The 18,528-nt window shown below is 56.8% G+C and carries 19 protein-coding genes and 2 pseudogenes; 12 read left to right on the top strand and 9 right to left on the bottom strand.

The genetic code is table 11. The features are described 5' to 3' along the window. Positions 1-277: 277 nt before the first annotated feature. From AC1DYF_RS38610 to AC1DYF_RS38575, 8 genes and pseudogenes are all read right to left on the bottom strand, one after another. Positions 278-448 carry a hypothetical protein gene (locus tag AC1DYF_RS38610; protein WP_477883993.1) on the bottom strand — a complete coding sequence of 57 codons (171 nt, stop codon included), beginning with the start codon at positions 446-448 and terminating at the stop codon, positions 278-280. A 57-nt stretch (positions 449-505) separates the two neighbouring features. Continuing rightward, a complete protein-coding gene (gene treZ, locus AC1DYF_RS38605; RefSeq protein ID WP_477883992.1) occupies positions 506-2,473 on the bottom strand; it encodes a malto-oligosyltrehalose trehalohydrolase in 1,968 nt (655 codons plus the stop codon). Between the two features lie 73 nt (positions 2,474-2,546). Next, complete coding sequence (locus tag AC1DYF_RS38600) at positions 2,547-2,705, bottom strand: hypothetical protein (RefSeq protein WP_477883997.1); 159 nt, start codon at positions 2,703-2,705, stop codon at positions 2,547-2,549. A 138-nt stretch (positions 2,706-2,843) separates the two neighbouring features. Next, a pseudogene (locus AC1DYF_RS38595) lies at positions 2,844-4,189 on the bottom strand (alpha-glucosidase); the annotation flags it as partial. A 313-nt stretch (positions 4,190-4,502) separates the two neighbouring features. Next, complete coding sequence (locus tag AC1DYF_RS38590; RefSeq protein WP_477883995.1) at positions 4,503-5,495, bottom strand: DUF3618 domain-containing protein; 993 nt, start codon at positions 5,493-5,495, stop codon at positions 4,503-4,505. Further along, positions 5,492-5,908: a phage holin family protein gene (locus tag AC1DYF_RS38585; RefSeq protein ID WP_477883991.1), complete on the bottom strand. Its 417-nt coding sequence runs from the start codon at positions 5,906-5,908 to the stop codon at positions 5,492-5,494. Before AC1DYF_RS38585 ends, AC1DYF_RS38590 begins: the two co-directional genes overlap by 4 nt. Then, the gene (locus AC1DYF_RS38580) at positions 5,901-6,470 is read right to left on the bottom strand and encodes a nutrient deprivation-induced protein (protein WP_477883989.1); all 570 of its coding nucleotides are present in this window, start codon (positions 6,468-6,470) and stop codon (positions 5,901-5,903) included. Before AC1DYF_RS38580 ends, AC1DYF_RS38585 begins: the two co-directional genes overlap by 8 nt. An 831-nt stretch (positions 6,471-7,301) precedes the next feature. Next, the gene (locus AC1DYF_RS38575; RefSeq protein ID WP_477883987.1) at positions 7,302-8,066 is read right to left on the bottom strand and encodes an EAL domain-containing protein; all 765 of its coding nucleotides are present in this window, start codon (positions 8,064-8,066) and stop codon (positions 7,302-7,304) included. A 767-nt stretch (positions 8,067-8,833) separates the two neighbouring features. Here AC1DYF_RS38575 and AC1DYF_RS38570 point away from each other — a divergent pair. The 9 genes from AC1DYF_RS38570 to AC1DYF_RS38530 all read left to right on the top strand — a co-directional run bounded on the left by AC1DYF_RS38570 (position 8,834) and on the right by AC1DYF_RS38530 (position 14,496). Continuing rightward, positions 8,834-9,112 (top strand): DUF1403 family protein, encoded by a 279-nt coding sequence (locus AC1DYF_RS38570; protein WP_477883985.1) that lies wholly within the window; start codon positions 8,834-8,836, stop codon positions 9,110-9,112. After that, positions 9,109-9,369, top strand: coding sequence for a hypothetical protein (locus AC1DYF_RS38565; RefSeq protein WP_477883984.1), 261 nt, complete (start codon positions 9,109-9,111; stop codon positions 9,367-9,369). The genes AC1DYF_RS38570 and AC1DYF_RS38565 overlap by 4 nt, the downstream gene beginning before the upstream one ends. Positions 9,370-9,545: 176 nt before the next feature. Further along, positions 9,546-9,755, top strand: coding sequence for a hypothetical protein (locus AC1DYF_RS38560; protein ID WP_477883983.1), 210 nt, complete (start codon positions 9,546-9,548; stop codon positions 9,753-9,755). Positions 9,756-9,800: 45 nt separating this feature from the next. Then, complete coding sequence (locus AC1DYF_RS38555; protein ID WP_477883982.1) at positions 9,801-10,076, top strand: hypothetical protein; 276 nt, start codon at positions 9,801-9,803, stop codon at positions 10,074-10,076. Positions 10,077-10,101: 25 nt separating this feature from the next. Next, a complete protein-coding gene (locus tag AC1DYF_RS38550) occupies positions 10,102-10,521 on the top strand; it encodes a hypothetical protein (protein ID WP_477883981.1) in 420 nt (139 codons plus the stop codon). 401 nt (positions 10,522-10,922) lie between these two features. After that, on the top strand, positions 10,923-12,050 hold the full coding sequence (locus tag AC1DYF_RS38545) for an AI-2E family transporter (protein ID WP_477883980.1): 1,128 nt from the start codon (positions 10,923-10,925) through the stop codon (positions 12,048-12,050). A gap of 915 nt (positions 12,051-12,965) precedes the next feature. Continuing rightward, positions 12,966-13,190 (top strand): cold-shock protein, encoded by a 225-nt coding sequence (locus AC1DYF_RS38540; protein WP_477883994.1) that lies wholly within the window; start codon positions 12,966-12,968, stop codon positions 13,188-13,190. 82 nt (positions 13,191-13,272) lie between these two features. Next, positions 13,273-13,491, top strand: a complete 219-nt coding sequence (locus AC1DYF_RS38535; RefSeq protein WP_477883979.1) for a hypothetical protein — start codon at positions 13,273-13,275, stop codon at positions 13,489-13,491. Positions 13,492-13,497: 6 nt separating this feature from the next. Further along, complete coding sequence (locus tag AC1DYF_RS38530) at positions 13,498-14,496, top strand: sensor histidine kinase (RefSeq protein ID WP_477883978.1); 999 nt, start codon at positions 13,498-13,500, stop codon at positions 14,494-14,496. On the opposite strand, the gene AC1DYF_RS38525 is transcribed toward AC1DYF_RS38530, so the two are convergent. Further along, entirely contained in the window at positions 14,409-14,987 is a 579-nt protein-coding gene (locus AC1DYF_RS38525) for a response regulator (RefSeq protein ID WP_477883976.1), read from the bottom strand. The two genes, AC1DYF_RS38530 and AC1DYF_RS38525, sit on opposite strands and share 88 nt — an antisense overlap. Positions 14,988-15,244: 257 nt before the next feature. Here AC1DYF_RS38525 and katE point away from each other — a divergent pair. The 3 genes and pseudogenes from katE to AC1DYF_RS38510 all read left to right on the top strand — a co-directional run bounded on the left by katE (position 15,245) and on the right by AC1DYF_RS38510 (position 18,489). Then, positions 15,245-17,402: pseudogene (gene katE / locus AC1DYF_RS38520) on the top strand (catalase). A gap of 194 nt (positions 17,403-17,596) precedes the next feature. Beyond that, positions 17,597-18,097 carry a YciE/YciF ferroxidase family protein gene (locus AC1DYF_RS38515; protein ID WP_477883974.1) on the top strand — a complete coding sequence of 167 codons (501 nt, stop codon included), beginning with the start codon at positions 17,597-17,599 and terminating at the stop codon, positions 18,095-18,097. Positions 18,098-18,159: 62 nt separating this feature from the next. Beyond that, positions 18,160-18,489: a hypothetical protein gene (locus AC1DYF_RS38510; protein ID WP_477883972.1), complete on the top strand. Its 330-nt coding sequence runs from the start codon at positions 18,160-18,162 to the stop codon at positions 18,487-18,489. Positions 18,490-18,528: the final 39 nt, after the last annotated feature.

Genomic DNA, 18,528 nt, shown 5'->3' with positions numbered 1-18,528 from the left:
GGATTGGTTCAACAATCGACGACTTCTGGAGCCCATCGGCAATATTCCACCAGCTGAAGCCGAAGAACGATACTACGCCATGCTGGACGAACCAGCCGTGGCCGCATAACTTAAACCAAACGGTCTCCGGCAAAGCCGGGGCGGTTCACTGCCCTTCTGATTTCAACAACCTCTCGCCTAACTGCGTCCAGCTGTGTCGCGTGCTAAAATCGTATTGTCTCATTGGCGCTATATGAAGTCCATACTTATAGCCTGTCGATGCCCTTACATCCCGATACTAAGAAACGACCGATACAAATTTGTCGGTGAAATCGAGCTGGACAATCCAGGCGATCTGCACTACTTCGCTCACGATGAACGCTGCACCGCCAACGACTATACGATGATCGAGGCGCTCGTCGATGACAAGCCCGGCGTGGACTTCCGCATCAAACTCGCGGGCCTGCATGAGCCGAGGATTACGAAAGTGCGGCGATCGACTAAAAGCAGCCACATGTAGGTTGGCTTACCGCGATATCTCCGCTTGCCAAAGATCGAGCGCTTGCTTAGTTGGCGCCGGGAATAGGGGCTGATTTGAACTCTTTAAAACCAATGCGCTGTCAGCAGAAAGTGTCCATCGGCCGTGAAAATCGATCGGTCGCTGACCGGCGCCTCCGTAGCTTGGGTGTTCGCTTGACCAAAGAAGCGACCAACTACCTTTGGCCGGCGGCGCAACCAATGGATCGGCGATACTCTTGATTTCGATGTCGGCGCCGAAATTGACGAACAGCAGTCGATCCTCTGCGCTATCGTCAGCGAAGAAGCGAAGGTAAAAGGCGTCAGCACAGAGAACGCCGCCATCGACCTTGCGAGCGCCGATCGCGTTTGCAGATGCAAAAGCCATCTCGCTTCGCCGCATCGCCAGCAGGTCGCGATGAAGGGAGACGACATGCCGGTTCAGGTCGAACTCGGACCAGTCGAGCCTGCAACGCGCAAAGGTGTCTCGTGCGATCGGATCGGCGAGTTCTGCGACCATTGCCTCATCCTGGAGACTCGGAAACTGCGCCAGAGATTGTTGGCGGCCCTTGCGCACCAGAAGTGCCGTCTCGGCGGGAAAGTCAGCGAAATAGAGGAACGGCTTGCTGCTGGCAAACTCCTGCCCCTGAAATAGCATAGGAGTTTGTGGTCCGAGCAGAAGGAGAGCGGTCGCGGCACGGAGCCGCGCCGGCGAGCAGAGTGCGTTCAACCGCAGCCCGAGCGCCGAGTTTGCAACCTGATCATGATTTTGCAGAAAATGGACAAAGCACGCGGCGTCCAGTTCCAGACCCGGAGTGCCCCGCATATGATCCTGCCAGTCGTAGCGCTGCCCTTGAAACAGATAGCCATATTTGGCGGCCGTTATGAGTTCCTGCGCATTACCACTGTAGTCATGATAATACGCTTCGCTTCGGCCAGTCAGTGCCACTATGGCAGAATGATGAAAATCATCGTTCCAGACCGAAGTCAGCCCGTATCCATCCTTCTCCGCCGGCCTCACCAATCTCGTATGCTGCGGCTCGTTTTCGCCGACGATGTAAATCTGCTTGTCGCCAGCGGCAGCGCGGCTTTCCCGGGCGACCTCCGCGATGATATGTTCAGCGCTCTCGTCGAACAGCGCCTGCGTGGCGTCAAGCCGCAGACCGTCGAAGTGATATTCCCGAATCCAGTAGGCGGCATTCTGCGATATCAGGGTCCGAACTCCGGCTGAATTCGGACCATCGAAATTGATCGACCTGCCCCAATCGTTTTCGTATCTGTCGGTGAAATAATCGGGACTAAAATGCTCGTGCTTTTCGCCGAGGCCGAAGTGATTGTAGACGACATCGAGAATGACGCCGAGGCCAATCGCATGTGCGCTATCCACAAAGGCGCGAAGATCGTCCGGCGTGCCGTAGAGATGGGTGGGCGCGTAGAGCAGCACCCCGTCATATCCCCAGCCAAACGCACCGAAGAATTCGTGGATCGGCATCACCTCGATAATCGTGACGCCAATGTCCTTGAGCTTGTGCAAATGCTGCGTAGCAGCCTTCCAAGTGCCCTCAAGGGTGAAGGTGCCGATATGCATCTCATAAATGACCTGGCCTTCGGCGCCAACGCCTTTCCATTCCGCGTCGCGCCACTGAAACTCTCCGGGATCGACGAGCATCGATGGGCCCGCAGGCCCGTCCGGCTGGAATCGTGAGGCGGGATCGGCGAAACGCTCGTCACGTCCCTCAAGGCGCAATTGGTAGACTGCGCCGGCGGTGACGCCGCCGACAAATCCAGAATGATATCCGTCAGCCTCCTTCGTCAGGCGGTGGCTGGCTCCGCCATTGACGAGAATGTCGATCGTGGAGCAGGCAGGCGCCCAGACGCGGAATGACGCGCCTTTTCCTTGTAGTTCGGCCCCGACGGGACAGCGTCGCTGACCCTCTGCCGAAAGCCGTTGACCGGATGAAGCGGACAATTCTGTCATGATAGACCTTAAAGGATGTCAGCCGCCGTCGGCCGAAGCTGATAACTCCAGCGAGCACAGCTTGTTCCCCAGATCAGAGGGCTTGGAGTATTGCAAACGCCTCGAAGGGCTGCAAGCTCACGGTTTCGTTCAACCTGGACCTGGACTGATAGTTCGTGATCAACGTTTCGCCCTCGATCTGCAGCTCTCCCGGTAGCGTCACGGACACGTCCTCGCGGGAAAAATTGGCAATGACGACGATGCGTTGCTCGTCGAGCGTTCTGGTATAGACGAAGGCTTGAGCGTGCTGATCCAGATAGGACTGGTAGGTGCCATAAACGATTATCGGATGGGTCTGCCTGAGTGTGATCAGCGTGCGATAATGGTTCCAGATCGATGTTTGGTCTGCAACGCTTTGTTCGGCGTTGATGGTGGCATAATTCGGATTGGTTTCAATCCACGGGACGCCAGTTGTAAATCCCCCATGCGGCGCAGCGCTCCATTGCATAGGTGTCCGCGCATTGTCACGGCCGTTCTGGTTTGCGCCGACGATGAAATCTTCTGGCGACAGGCCGGCGTCGATGTGCAGGCGATATATGTTGAGCGTCTCTATGTCTTTGTATTGGTCGACGGTAGAAAAGGATGCGTTCGTCATGCCGATTTCCTCGCCCTGGTAGACGAACGGTGTCCCTTTCATAAAGTGCAGCGCGGTTGCCAACATCTTGGCGGAGCTATGATGATGGCCTATCGCGTCGCCGTATTTCGAAACGGCGCGCGGCAGATCGTGATTGCCCCAGAACAGCGAATTCCAGCCATCGTCGGCAAGCGCATATTGCCATTTGCTCAGGACGGCTTTCAGCCCAACCAGATCGAACGGTTTTGCGCGCCATTTGCCGTAGACGCTGTCCCACTGTTGAGTGACGTGTTCGAACTGGAAGACCATCGACAGTTCATGGCGATCCCGCCCGGAATAGAGCAACGCCGAGCCCGGTGTTGCGCTCCACGCCTCGCCGACGGTGACCACATCGCGACTGCCAAAAGTTTCACGATGCATCTCCTGCAGATAGTCGTGCAGATGTGGCCCCTCCGCCGTAATCTCCTGGTCAACTTCTTTGCCGATAAGGTCGATGACATCCATCCTGAATCCCGCGATCCCTCGATCAAGCCACCAATTCATCATGCGATAAATTTCATCGCGGACAGCAGGATTGGCCCAATTGAGATCGGGCTGCCGGCTGGAGAATTGATGGAAAAAGTACTGCCCGGTCGTGGGATCAAGCGTCCAGGCAGGGCCGCCGAAGACTGAGGGAATTGTATTTGGCAAGCCTTCGCCCGACGCTTCCCGCCAGATGTAATAGTCGCGATAGGGGTTGTCTTTAGATGCCTTTGCGGCAACGAACCAGGGATGCTGATCGGACGTGTGGTTGACGACGAGGTCGAGCATGATGCCGATGTCGCGCTACGAGCTTGCGCCAGCAGTTGGTCAAAATCGGCAAGTGTACCGAACTCGGGGGCGATCTCCTGATAACCGGATATGTCGTAGCCGTTGTCGTCCATCGGGGATCTGAACACCGGTGATAGCCAGATGAGGCCGATACCCAGCGACTGCAGGTAATCAAGCCTGGATGTTATGCCGGGCAGATCGCCGATGCCGTCGCCATTGCTGTCGCAGAAGCTGCGCGGGTAGATTTGATACACGGTTTTCGGATGCCACCATTGCCGGATTTGGCTGTTCATACTTTTTCCTTTGATTTTTTGATCGCCCCCGCAAATTGCCGCGACCGTGCCGAGTAATGCGTTTCAGCGCAGGGGGTTCAAAAAGAGGTCCCAGATCCGGTCCGACCCGAGGTTGGTTAGCGCTTGGGTGGACTGGCCCGCTGCCGGTTCCTGTACAGTGAGCTCAGCCGTTCCGCATGAAACCGGAGGGCTGGTACGGTTTCCTGTGCCTATGCAAGGCATGTTCAAAGGCAAGCCAAGCGAAATTGAGCACGCGAATTCTGTGAAAAAAGCGCCGCGTTCAAACGAGGGCGGCGCTTTTCATGGAAGAATTTTATCGGTTTAAAGTTCGATCTTTGAATTGATCGACATTTGCAACGATACGGTCCTTAGCAGCATCGTGGACATCCGCGGCTACTGATACGGCCTTATCCAGAGCATCCGACGCAATGTCTTTACCTTGTTCCACCAGTTCGGAAGCTTGAGATGTGGCCTGGCTTTTCAAGCGATCTGCAGCTTCTCCCAGCATCTCGTCCTCTTTGTCGGTGTGGGGAAGGGCTGCACCGATCGCTGCGCCGACCGCGAATGCCAGCGCGCCGCCGACAAGAGGTTGATCGCGGAACTGGCTCAAAATCACGTCGTTGAGGCGCGCTGTCTGATCCTGGATCGAGGTTCCGAGATTCGAGGCAGAGCCGGACATTGCGCTTGTCGTATCGCCCACCTTCTGTGCCAGTCCGGCCGCAGTGTTCTTAACTTGCTGCCAGGTATCCGAGAGCCAGCCCGTCGAAGCGTCCAGCAGTGTGCCGGCCTCGTCAGTTATCTGTGAGATCTGCGCTCCCGTCGCATCCGCAAAACCACGATATGCTCTGCCAGTAGCATCCACGAAATTGCCAGCACGGCGTCCGGCGTCGTCGGTCAATGCTTTGAAGCGTTGTCCAGCGTCGTCGGTGAAATAGGTATAATGTGTACCATCAACCTCTTCCGCCGATCCAACACGACGAACGCGACCCTGAACATAGTAGAGGGGATCATCTTGATAAGGTATGGCTGATGAGGTTAGGGGTGTTACTGTCCCCTGTTTCGCGATCAACCAAGCCAGGCTGACGCCCATCAAGGCTACGGGTAAAGGATTTGCCTTGAGCGCTTTCCCGAGATTGCTGATGTATTCTCCGCCGTCACTGCCCTTGGCATATGCGAGAACCTCATCAATCAACTGACCAGGAGACATTCGCTCTTGAATGGCCCCGATCCGGGCTTCGATACGTTGGCGATCGACGTCGATCTCGCGCTGGATGGTCACAGAGGATTTTTCGGAACTGTCCATCAGATTTTCTCCTTGACGACATCGACGTCACGACGAAGCGATGCGGTTGTACGGTCGAGTTTGAAGTTGGCTCCGCGCAATCCAGCGAGACCCTTGGAGACGAGCAACCATGCGAGACCGCCAATCACAATGGCGATGATCAGTGCTGCCAATCCGTGGGCGCCCTCGTCCGTCATTCCGCTGTGAACCAGTAATGTTGCCAGGCCGCTAACTAAAGCGCTCAAGAATACACCGACTGCGCCGATGGCCAAGACGATGCCGACCACCAAAGTTTCGACACCGCTCAAGGCGCTGGATATTTTTTCCGACGCCTCTGTTTTAGCGAGATCAATTTCCTTTCGCAAAAGACCGGAGACATCCGAGACAAGTCCGCCGATCAGTTCGGAAAGCGGCACACTGTTGTTCGGTTCAACCATTGTCTGATCCTCCGGTGGAAGCAAAGCTTCTCACCTGCGACACATCTGAATTGCTGGGGACCTTTGGCATTGACGTCGCTGTGTTCGACGTCCGTTTCGCCGAGGCCGTTAGGAACCTGCTCGCCGCCAGTCCCGCAAGCGCTGCGACACCAAGGAAAGCGAGCGGTTGCTTCCGGCCGAAGTCTTCGGCCATGTTGGCGATCTCGCCGAGATCACGCCCTTCGATCTTTTTTGCGATCGCTTGAACACTCTCGCCGATTTGCTGCGCGTAGCGTCCAACTTCGGGCTGATCGCCCCTCTCAAGTTCAGCGCCAACCTTCCGAAGAGCGGTCGCAATTCCACCGACCTGATGAGCAGCGAAATTTGTTTGCTCGGCGACGGTGGACTGGACCTTTTGCATCGCAGAGTCGGCGCCATCTTTCACAGCGTCTTTCGCTGCGTTCATGTCGTCTGTGATCTTGTCTTTGAGATCGTTGAGTGCAGACGCTGGCTTACCGCTATCGTTTTGATCAGAGTTTTGGTTGGCGCGACTTCCTGGCGCTTGATTAGTTTCGTCTGGCATAGAGCTCTCCTGAACCGATTGACGACTGACCGCTCAACCGGCACAGAACATGTTTGTTCCGCTCATAGGTACCCATCGGATGCTCCCATCTGGTCGTATTAACCTGCACTCGTACGGAAAACGCTCGCGGAGGTAGGGATCTAAGGCCCGCTTTGCCATTGCGGACGTTCGCGGATAATCTGCGGGGTGCACAGTTTTCTTGAGGCCATCCCAAGTCACCGGGTCGTCGATCGGAAGGCCGCAGATCGCCTTGGCGATGTCGGAATACTCGAAAGAGTTGTCTGCCAGGTGCCACTCCCAGATACCGATGCCGACTGCGCTAGTAGCCAAAGCGAGCCTAGCGGCCTCCTTTGATAGACGATGTCTCCCCTCGTCCAACTTGAATGCGCCTCCCGCGCGTGAACAGATAGCCGTCTGAAACGTGCATTGGTGTCGTCCGAATCCAGCAGGAAGCTGCTGAGGCAACAGGCCCGAAAGCGTGGAAAACCCGATTTTAGTGTGACGGTCTCACCGGAGGCCGTAGATGCTTTGAAATAAAGCGTGGTCGCAAACCAGGACAGGCCAACATGTCGCGAGCGACTTCCTAGACGCCGCCACCTCGCGGACGGGCGCAAGACCGCTTCGTCGAGCGAACTGTGTTCAATCATCGACCGTTCTTCACATCGATCGTCACATCTACCAGCCGAGCAGCAGCGGGAACGAAATGTGGGCCACGAAGACAGCGCCACTATGGGTCGCATAGGCACAATGGTAAAACCCTGCTGCGGCGTGGGTTCATTAAAACCAAATCGTCCTCCACCACACCCCCGGTCTTATCCGCCATGGTGTGAGCTAGGCACGCTGAGCGGCAACTCCGTACGCACTTGGCGACGCCAAAGATTGGAAGGCTGGCTTTGCCAAAAAATATCCTTGAACGAGCTCAACACCGAGATCCTTGAGTGCAGCCAATTCTTCGGCAGTTTCGATCCCTTCGCAGAGAGGTGTGATGCCAAGGTCATTCAACATCTTCAACGTATGGGTGACGACAGTACGCTTGACAGGGTCGGTGTCGATGTCGCGGATAAGCTCCATATCCAGTTTCACGATGTCCGGCTGGAACTTCGTCAGCAGCGATAGCCCGGCATAGCCGGCGCCGAAATCGTCGAGCGCCGTCTTAAATCCTATTTCCCGATATGTGCGCAGGATGTTGAGGACGTGCTTGGTGTCGAGCACCTCATTTTCGGTAAACTCGAACACAATTTGGTCGAGTGGGAAGCCAACTTTCTCGGCGGTCGCCAATGTGAGGCGAATGCAGGCGCGCGGCTCGTAAACTGCATTCGGCATGAAATTGATTGATAGCTTGACATCCTCTCCTCGCGGAAAGAGCTGCGCTGCCAGCTCAATTGCCTTGACGCGGCACTGCTGATCGAACGCATAACGGTTGGCCGGATCGACCTGTGCCAACACGCTGCCGGCTCCCTCGCTCCTCGGGCCTCGCACTAAGGCCTCGTGGCCGAATATTCTGCGGGCGCCGATGTCCACAATTGGTTGAAACGCCATTGAGAACTGTGTTTCGAAGTTCTCACCCCGTCGGCATCCTTCGCAACCAGTTGCCATTGTCTTTCCTTCTAAACACGACTTATAAGTCCACTATTGTCGCGAAGGAACGTAAACAGACAGATAAATAGCCAATGACATCTTGGTGACGGTGCGATAGCGCACGCTTCTTTGGTTTTGAGGCCCACATCGGATCGTCCCTCGGCTCGGGGTCGGAAACGCCCGCCGGACGAATAAAAAAATCGCAGCGAACACGTCCAGCCCATTGCTGACAGCTACAATGGCGAAAACAAGTTCGTTGAGCATCATCCGTCGCCCCTGAATTTGGTGATGGCATACCGACCGGAATTTGCTCAGGTTCAACCTGAGTGAAAGCAAAGTTGATTTGCATGAATGGAACGGAAACGGCTGGCGCCACCTGTTTCATTCTCAGCCGTCGGTCGCCGCGGGCAAAGAAATGCCGGCATTTTTGGCGAACGGCGCTGGCTAAACAGCCGCAGTTCAAGTTGGGTCAACAGAAGACCCAAGCCGGGTGGGAGCAGGGCGGCGGCCTCAACGAGGCTGAAGTAACCAAACTGTGGTGACCGAGGGTGCAAAAGACGTGCGATTTACCAGCGACATAAGCAAAAAAACCGCACCGCCAGTCGGCGATATAAAACGTCCGATAATGCATTATCGGACGTTACTTGTCGACGACGGACTGTGCGGTTTATTGCAATATTTCTGATAAAAACTGAACGCCTGATTTACGCTTTCCCGCATGGATTCGCTCCTGCCTGTCATAGGGCCATCCCTAGACGTGGTCGCCCCGCCTGCCAGGCTGGGCGGTGACGCGCGGCCGCGACGCCACCGAATCCGATGCTGACTTTGCCGGCGGTACCCTGAAGTCGCTTGACCGTCTGATTCATGATCCGGCGTCGCCGGACTGCTGGCGCGATCGACTGGCGCTGAAAGCGGCAGCCCTCGCCGCCCGCATCTCGTACGAAGGCGTCGATCTGGGTGGCGAATTTCTGCGCAAGACGTTGTCAACCAAAGTCCGCGACCTGGACGTGGCGGAACCGGCCGCTTTCGAGGCGCGTTTTGGCCGAAAAGGAATACCGTCATGAACATGAACAAGCATCCCGACGACACCTCCGTCGATCCGCCGACTCTTCCGGCGTTCCACCCGCGTCGGATCGAGGAATGCCAGGACGCGATCGCGGGTGCCGTTACGAAAGTGATGGACGACGCCGAAGCGGCCGGATGGACGATATCGGAGATCACCCTGGCCATCGCGGCCATCGCCGACGCGGTCATGTTGCACGAAGTCGACGTCGAAGAGACGAACTTTCTCCTGCGCGACATGATGAAAAAGGGAAGCTGACCCGACGGGGCGCTCAGTGGCGGAGAGTTGGCATCGCTCGTCAAACAGCGGTCCAATACACGGAGGTGGCGGGATCGGGCTCCTCGACTCCGAGCGCGATCGCAATCCGCTGGATTGTCGCCGGAACCTTCGCATGGAGCGAGCATTGAGTGCTTGCACACATTGGGAGGTTCGCTTTGAAAGTCATCAGCGCAAGTATCGTAAGAGGAACCGCCCAACCCGGCGTCGAGGTGACTTTCCGCGGAGAGGGATCAGACAATGTGGCGATCCATCTCAAAGACGAGAATGTAGGCTCGATGAGCGATTCTCAAATTTATCTCCACGCCAAACAATTGCTCACGCAGATCATGGCGTTCACGCCTGACGACGGTACCGCATCAAATTGACTATGCTCAGGCGGGCACGAAGCACGCTCTAACGGAGAAACAGAAATGTCCGAGATCGGCCCGCCAATACCCTTAGGGATCATACATCCCGAAGACTTCGACAAGCTCAGCATAACCGATCCGACATCGGGAGCTGGCGACAGCGATCTCGAACCGATTCGATCACAGATCGCGGACTTGCGCCGCTCGGTGTCAGACTTGGCAAAGACAACCGCCCGTACCATCGAGGCCCACCCCGTCGTCGCCGCGACGGCTATCTCGCTCGGACTCTGGGCACTTGTCGGCTTGACCGCGCGACGTGGATATCGCTTGCGCGATTGAACCCGCAATTGAAAGGAGCCGATCAATGGAAATCGTGGATAAACTGGTGCATGACGATGCCCACATACTCACCGTGGAATTCGTAGGCGACGGCGGCGACGTAGTTTCGGTCCGGATGTCGCGGCACGAAGATGACGGGGTTACCAAAATCAATGCGGAGGCGCTGGCGAAGGGGATGCTGTTCGACGTCGTGAACACCGACATCGAGGCTCTGGTTCGGGACGCCGACATTGCCGGGCGGTCGTCCGATCCGACTATGGCGACGACCGATGGCGAAAGTGCCGCGGCCGTGTCGCTGCGCGAAGAGCGTGAAGCTAGGAAGTCTCACTCAGTGAACGACCAGCTTGACGAAGGGCTGGCATCGTCGTTTCCCGCCAGCGATCCGGTTTCGGTTGCCACGACGACGATACCAGGGAGTGGCCCATCGAACTCGGAGCAGAAATGACGTCGATCGAATGCCGCCTCCCGACGTTCGACGTTTCAACGCTTACCCCATAAACGTGCAGCTGAATTTTCGCTCAGAAGAGTCCACGATTTGAGGATGGCCACATACAATGTCAACGGAGTGAACGCCACTTCAGGTGTTACTGTGATAGCTCGCGGAGGCCTCTCTCGAAGTGGTTTGCCTGCAGGAGGTGAAAGCGCCCGGCAGTAAAGTCCCCGTCAATGTAGTCGAGACTGCAGGTTACGGTGCTATCTGATACGGTCGGAAAAGATGGAACGGCGTCGCGATCCTCGCGTACGGCGACTAACCTAATCAGACACGAAAAGGCCTACCAGACAATCCGGACGATGCCCACAGCCAATGGCAGCGGCAAATTCGCGCAATGCTATACGGAGAAATTCATGTCCGGTGGTACTGTCAAGAAGCGGTGGCAGCGCAGGCTTACCCCATCAACGCGGTCCCATCCCTACATCGTCGGCATATTCCTGATGATGGCGGTTTGTGGCCTTTACATCGGCCGCGAATTCCTCACGCCCGTGTTCCTTGCTTTCATCCTCGCGACGACACTCACTCCGGTCGTCCGGTATATGGGAAAGTGGGGAGTGCCGTCCGCGGTGGGAGCGACTATCCTCATACTCATCTCGGCCTTCTGCCTAGGAACGCTGGGCTATTTCACAAGTGGCCCCATTTCTCAAATGATAAGCGACGCGCCTGAGATCGGCGACAAACTGCGCGCACGGGCCGACACAGTCCGGCACATGTTCGACAAGGCGATAAAGGCGACCGCCCAGATCGACAAGGTGTCAGAGAACGTCGACGACGCCACCATCCAGAAGGTGGCAGTTGCTCAGCCAGGCATCGTCTCGCGAGCGGCGGGGAACCTTCTTTCGGCAGGCACCACGTTCGCGGTAACCTTCGTGCTCTCGCTTTTCCTGCTCGCTTCGGGAACCCTGTTTTACCAGAAGATAATCCAGGTGTTCCCCAACCTCAGTGACAAGAAGAAGGCGCTCAAGGTCATCTACAACATCCAGGCGGAGATATCACGCTACCTTTTTACAATCACGATGATCAACATCGTCGTCGGAATCGTAGTGGGTTCGGGAATGTGGCTGCTCGGAATGCCGAACGCTCTGGTTTGGGGCGCGGCGTCTGCGGTCCTAAACTACTTGCCCTATGTGGGTGCGCTCATCGCCCTCGTCTTGGTCGGCGCGATATCGATCGTCACATTCGACGACACCTTATACGCTTTGATTGCCCCGACCTTCATTCTATTGGTCCATATTCTGGAGGGCCAGTTCCTGACGCCGATGCTTCTGGGAAGGAGACTGGAACTGAACGCCGTGTTCGTGTTCATCTCGATCTCTTTCTGGTCCTGGCTCTGGGGCTTTGTCGGAGCACTCATGGCGGTGCCGATCCTGGTCATTATCAAAGTCGCCTGCGACAATTTCGAAGCGCTCCACCCAATCGGCAATTTCCTGACGGCGGAAAAGCCGATCCCGAAAGACGCAACCGGCGATCCTTCCCTCTGAGCGTTTCGAGTGAGACGACTGGTCGTCGTCGGAATTCCGATACGCGAACTTTTCCTCGAAACAGTCCAACACGTCTCCGATCACGCCCGCCTCTTCTAACGCTTCCCAGGGAACGGCAAGTGCCGGACCTTTGCCGCTCTCGATGTGCTCTCCGTGCATGCCCCACTTTCCATCGCTGAACCTCTATCCAGCAGATTTGCGGCTTAGCCGCCGAAGTCCGCCTAGTGATTACCGCGCCTGCGCAGCACATTGGCGATTTCGCCATCTCATGCGCTAAACTAGACCAGAGCAGTCCAACGTCGTCGACGAACTCCAACCGAACATTCCGAGTGCCTTCCGGACACAGGTGACGCCCGCACCAGCGAGATCAGTTCTTCGAACACCCGGGATTGGGCATTCCGGCTTCGACACCGAGCCGGACATCGCACTTAGGCAGGCAGATGCTGCTGGATCGCGCCACCTCCGAGAAGATCAAACTGGTCGGTTTCCACTGGACTTATCACGGTGTCGGATACCGGTCCATGATGAGTGTCGTTCTGCTGGTCCCAGGTGAAATTCTCGCGAGAGAATGCGCCGTCGGTTCTGCCATGGGAAGACTTGAATGTGGGGCTCGAGGACGTGCTGATCGCGATCCTCAATGTGGCCAACGTGCATGAAATCATCTATGGCAGTCATCTGCCGATGTGAGTCAGATATTGCACACAAGAGACCGTATCCAACCTGCCTGTAACTTTACGTTGACAAAAGAGTGGGTCGTCGCTATTTTTAGTTTATCGAGATTTGCTTGCTGAGCTTTGGTTACCGCGCGATTGGCACCGCGCCCTGAACGAACCTTTCCTTTCAAAAATCGCTATTACTATCCGCTGCGCGATCGAGTATCCGCGGTGGTTCAATATTGCTATCAAAGGTTTTGTCATGACCGCCGGCACAGTTGAATGGTTCAATTCCACCAAAGGCTTCGGTTTTTTCCCGCCCGACAAGGGCGGCGGTGACGCGTTCGGCCATCTTTCTGCCATTGAGCGAGCTGGCATGCGCGAAAATGTCGAAGGCCAGAGTATCGGCTACGAGATGGACCGCGACAACAAGTTGATGTCGGCCTCTAATCTCAGGCGGCTCGATCCTAACTTCTTTACACTTTGACCAGGCGTGGATAGGCGCTGCCGGAAGTGGGTCTATTGGCGAATCGGACTTTGGGGCCTTTTTTTGAATCATTGGAGACTAAATGGCGAGCAACAAGTCCCGCGAGCGGGCGGAAATGGCCTTCAACGAGCTGCAGTCCCAATTTTTCGCCCGCGGCAAGGCGTCCGACGAAATCGACCATCTAACGAAAGCTCGTGACGAGAAAACATCCCGTCTACGTGATGCGAGACTTGCCAAGGAAGAACAAGACCGCCTAACCCTTAAGGTAAAGGCCGATCCTAAACCAAGGAAAAGGATGTGAGCGGCCGTGGAATTTGGTTCCGAGCATTCAGACTGGTCGTCAAGACAACTACGTGAAGCGATCGAAGCGGCAGGGGTGGCGCTCTGGTCCTGGCAAGTCGATACTGACGATCTGGTCATGGACAGACAAGGCTACGTGTTGTGGGATGTTACAAAGGCCGAACGCCTCACCTTCGAACATCTTTCCGAAAAAGTACACCCGGCTGACCGGGATCGGGTCAGGGCGGCGTTCACCGCCACCAGGGCTCTATTGGGACCGTATGAAATCGATTTCCGAATAGTCGTCGGAACTGACGTCCGTTGGGTGTCGGCCCGGGGACAAGGAAAAGACGCGGGTATGAAGAACCGAAAGATGACAGGAATCTTTCTGGACGTGACGGGTAGGAAAAACGCCGAGGAAAGTCACGAACTCCTCGCTGGTGAAATGAGCCATCGGGTCAAAAACCTCCTAGCGATCGCCACCGGGCTGACCCACATCACATCGCGATCGTCGACTTCGATCGAGGACATGACAAAGCAGCTCACAAGCCGGCTTACGGCGCTTGGTCGTGCGCATGACCTCGTTCGGCCATTACCGCATGGACAGGGAAACGCCGCTTTGCTCGGCGACATCATCACCATGTTGCTCGCGCCCTATGACGATGATGGCGCTTTCGCAGGACGCATCAGGGTCGCAGTTCCCCGTCTGGGAGTGGGCGAAACGGCGGCCACTGGACTCGCATTGGTAATTCACGAGCTCGCTACTAATGCAATGAAATACGGCGCGTTATCTGCGCCTGAAGGAACACTGGATGTGTCCGGATCGATGGTCGGCGACGATGTCGAAATACAATGGACGGAGCGAGGCGGGCCCGAGGTCGTGAAACCGGATGGCGCAATCGGTTACGGAAGCAAGCTCCTTCACCGAACGTTGGCAGGTCATCTCGGCGGCACACTGGAACACGATTGGTCGAAAGACGGGCTTTCGGTGACGTTGAAAATCGACGGCAGATATCTTCCGTTGTGACCTGAGAAACCGTGCCGCTTGGTGGGATACATTTTGCTCGACGTCGAGGGCGGACGCCCGCGCGCACCTTGGGGCTTTTTGAGATGTTCCGTGACCGCCTCGTGAACCATCGCTTGCGACAGGGGCTTGGCCATGAACGTCGCCCCGTGGGGCAGGTCGCCGGGCTGCGGGTACGCTGCACCAGAGGCGACTACGATGGCGATGTGCGGCCAGTTCACTGCGACTATTTTGGCAAGTTCGAATCCGATAATCTCGCCAGGGGCCTCGACATCGTTGAACAGCAGCTGCAGCGACAAGTGCTCTTCAAGGAAAAAATATGCCTGTTCCATCGTCGTCGCCTCGACCATGGAAATCATATCGACGTGGTCCATCAGAATCAAAAGCTCGTCGTCGACAACTAATGCGATAGGTTTACGCAGGCTCGCAAATTCTGAATTGTCCATGCTTTTGGTCGTCTGGGCCGTGATGGGCTTGCCAATGAGATGCTTCAATTCCGGGTCCGCTCTGTCGTGCGGATGCCGGAGAAGTACGCGGCTTCGTCCGAAACCTCTTCTCCGAACTTAAACAATACGATGGAGGCTCACACAGCACATCAGGGCGTAACGTTGTGCCGCATGAGCTCGGACCATTAAATGCAGCGAGCGTACATTAAGCCTGCCGCGTGCTGGATTGTACGATATGGCGCAGGAACTTCCCGCAGCCGCTGGAGTTGGCGTTCTGGTTTCAACAATTCCTTTCGGAGCACCAGATGCCCAAAAAGTCCTTAACGCACGCATCGCCCTCCAAATCTACCAAATCAAATGCTGTCGACGCCCACATCCATGATCAGACGCTTGCACGAGGTCAGGGGGGAGAACTGCATCAGATCGCCGAAGAAGCGCAGCTTGTTCTGACCACTGCGCAAGGCGGGCCTGTCTCGGACGACCAGAACTCGCTTCGCATCGGCGCACGTGGCCCCCTGCTTGTCGATGATTTCCATTTCCGCGAAAAGATCTTCCATTTCGATCACGAGCGCATTCCCGAACGCGTTGTCCATGCGCGCGGCTACGGGGCGCATGGCTTCTTCGAAACATATGAATCTTTGGCCGCCTACACCAAGGCTGACATCTTTCAGCGTGCACGCGAGAGAACTCCCGCTTTTGTCCGCTTCTCGACTGTGGCCGGAAACAAGGGGTCGTTCGACCTTGCCCGCGATGTCCGCGGCTTCGCTGTCAAGCTCTACACACAAGAGGGCAACTGGGACCTTGTAGGTAACAATATCCCGGTGTTCTTCATCCAGGACGCGATTAAATTTCCGGACATGGTTCACGCGGTGAAAGCGGAGCCTGACCGTGACTTTCCGCAGGCGCAGAGCGCGCACGACAATTTCTGGGACTTCATCAGCCTGACGCCCGAGAGCATGCATATGATCATGTGGGTGATGTCGGACCGCGCCATTCCGCGCTCCTTCCGGTTCATGGAAGGATTTGGCGTTCACACCTTCCGGCTGGTCAATGCCAAGGGCGAATCCACATTCGTCAAATTCCACTGGAAGCCAAAGTTGGGATTACAGTCCGTCGCGTGGAACGAAGCGGTGAAGATCAACGGTGCCGACCCCGACTTCCACCGCCGCGACCTCTGGAATGCCATTAGGTCAGGCAACTTCCCCGAATGGGAACTTTGTCTGCAGTTGTTCGATCAGGAATTCGCCGACAATTTCGATTTCGATATCCTCGACCCAACCAAAATAATACCCGAGGAAATCCTGCCGCCAAAGCCTGTCGGGCGGTTGGTGCTCGATCGGATGCCTGACAATTTCTTCTTCGAGACCGAGCAGGTTGCGTTCATGACGCAGAACGTGCCTCCGGGCATCGACTTTTCCAACGATCCGCTGCTGCAGGGGCGGAATTTCAGCTATCTCGACACACAGCTCAAGCGCCTAGGCGGTCCAAACTTCACCCATATTCCGATCAACGCGCCAAAATGCCCGTTCCATCACTTCCAACAGGACGGCCACATGGCCATGCGCAATCCGGCGGGCCGAGCTAACTACCAGCCGAACTCGTGGAGTGAAGGCCCTCGAGAGTCACCTGTGAGCGGCTTCACGCATTTCCCGGCCGAGGAACAGGGCCAGAAGGTGAGGTTTCGCCCGAAAGCTTCGCCGATCACTACAGCCAGGCACGCCAGTTCTATATCAGCCAGGCGCCGCCAGAACAGCGTCATATCCAGATGGCACTGACGTTCGAACTTTCGAAGGTCGAAACGCCCGTGATCCGGGAACGCGTCGTCTCACATCTCATGAACATCGACGAGACGCTGGCGAGCGCGGTCGCCGAAAGGCTCGGCTTCCAATCGATGCCCAAGCCAGCGGACGCCGCCGTTCCCACACGTCAGGACCTCGACCCATCGCCTGCGCTCAGCATCGTCGAACGCGGCCCAAAGCGTTTCGAAGGGCGCAAGCTTGGTATTCTCGTGACTGACGGCGTCGATGCCAACCTTCTCAAAGGCCTGCAGGATGCCATCATGGCGGAGAAAGCGGATGTCGCTCTCATAGCGCCCAAAGTCACTGGTGTCGTCGCGTCAGACGGGAGCCTGGTTCCTGCCCAATTCATGATTGACGGCGGTCCCTCGGTCCTGTTCGACGCCGTTGCGCTTCTGCGTCTGCGCGGGCCATCGACGACCTTGTCGTAGAAGCCACGGCGCGCGACTTTGTCGTCGACGCCTTCCAGCATTGCAAGTTCATCGGCTATGTCGCTGACGCCCTTCCGCTGATGCAAGTGGCGGGCATCGCGGACAAGCTGGACGAGGGCACCATCGAGCTTCCCGGCGAGAGCCTCTCGGCATTCGTTGCGGAACTTGGCAAGCTCCGGGTCTGGGCGCGCGAGCCGTCGTTAAAGCTTGGAAAGGCTTCGCCGCCCGTCAAGTAGGGTATGCGTCATCTCGATCCTTGCTACGGCGGTCCTGAGGTCTCCGGGGTCGCCGGGGGCGCGGCGATATGGGTGCGATTTCGCACACGGAACCGTCCCTTATCGACCGCGTTGAGTCCGTCGAGACTGCCAGAGCGACATTCGATTGTCACAAGGTTGCTCGGCCACTACCACCCAAAGCACGGAGTATGCCAATGCCTGCCAAGACACTCGACGACATGTTTTTCGACGGCGTGAAGGACATCTATTATGCCGAACGCCAAATCGTGAAGGCGCTGAAGAAGATGAGCCGCGGGGCGAAAGACCAGGCGCTGAAGGCGGCGTTCGACAAGCATCTGCAGGAGACCGAAGGACAGGTCGAGCGACTTCTTGAAATCTTCGAACTGCTCGGCAAGCCCGCTCGCGGCAAGACTTGCCCCGCCATCGACGGAATCCTTGAGGAAGGTTCGGAAATCCTCGAGGAATTCAAGGATTCAGATGCGCTCGACGCAGGCCTTCTTGCCGCCGCCCAGGCTGTCGAGCATTACGAGATCGCGCGGTACGGAACGTTGAAGGCCTGGGCGCTACAGCTCGGCAAGCCGGACATCGCTAATATTCTCACTGTGACGCTTATCGAGGAGACCAAGACCGACGACGCGCTGACCCAGCTCGCCAACGCAGCCGTCAACTCCAAGGGCAAGCCCAAGGCCGCCTGATGCATTGAGCCGACCACCGGTCCAGCCGGCGGCCGCTATCGCGCAGTTAAGGAGAAGGACATATGGCAGACGATCCCTCACAATCAGGCATTTGGACCAACCCGGACGGAGTCGCCACGTCGAAAGCCGACGACGTGATTGCGCAGAAGAACGCCGAGCGCGACGCCGAATCCATTCTTCCTGACCAGAAAGAGCAAATCGCCGAGCTGAAGAACGAACTGGAACGGCTCCGCGAGTCGGTCCAGCAAATCGCCTCGGGCACGAGACAGATCGCGTCGGCGGAATTCAAGGAACTGGCAACCGCCGCCGAGGAAAAGCTGAAGCAGAACGTCTTCCTGTCCGTCGGGATAGCTGCCGTGGTCGGTTACCTTTGGGGACGGTCGGGTCGCTGAATGGATGGTCTCGGCGAGTGGCGACATCTGTGCGTCGAC

The sequence above is a fragment of the Rhizobium sp. P2_G9 genome (assembly GCF_056403475.1).
The sequence above is the reverse complement of the archived record's forward strand: the minus strand, read 5'-3'. Positions and strand labels throughout refer to the sequence as shown.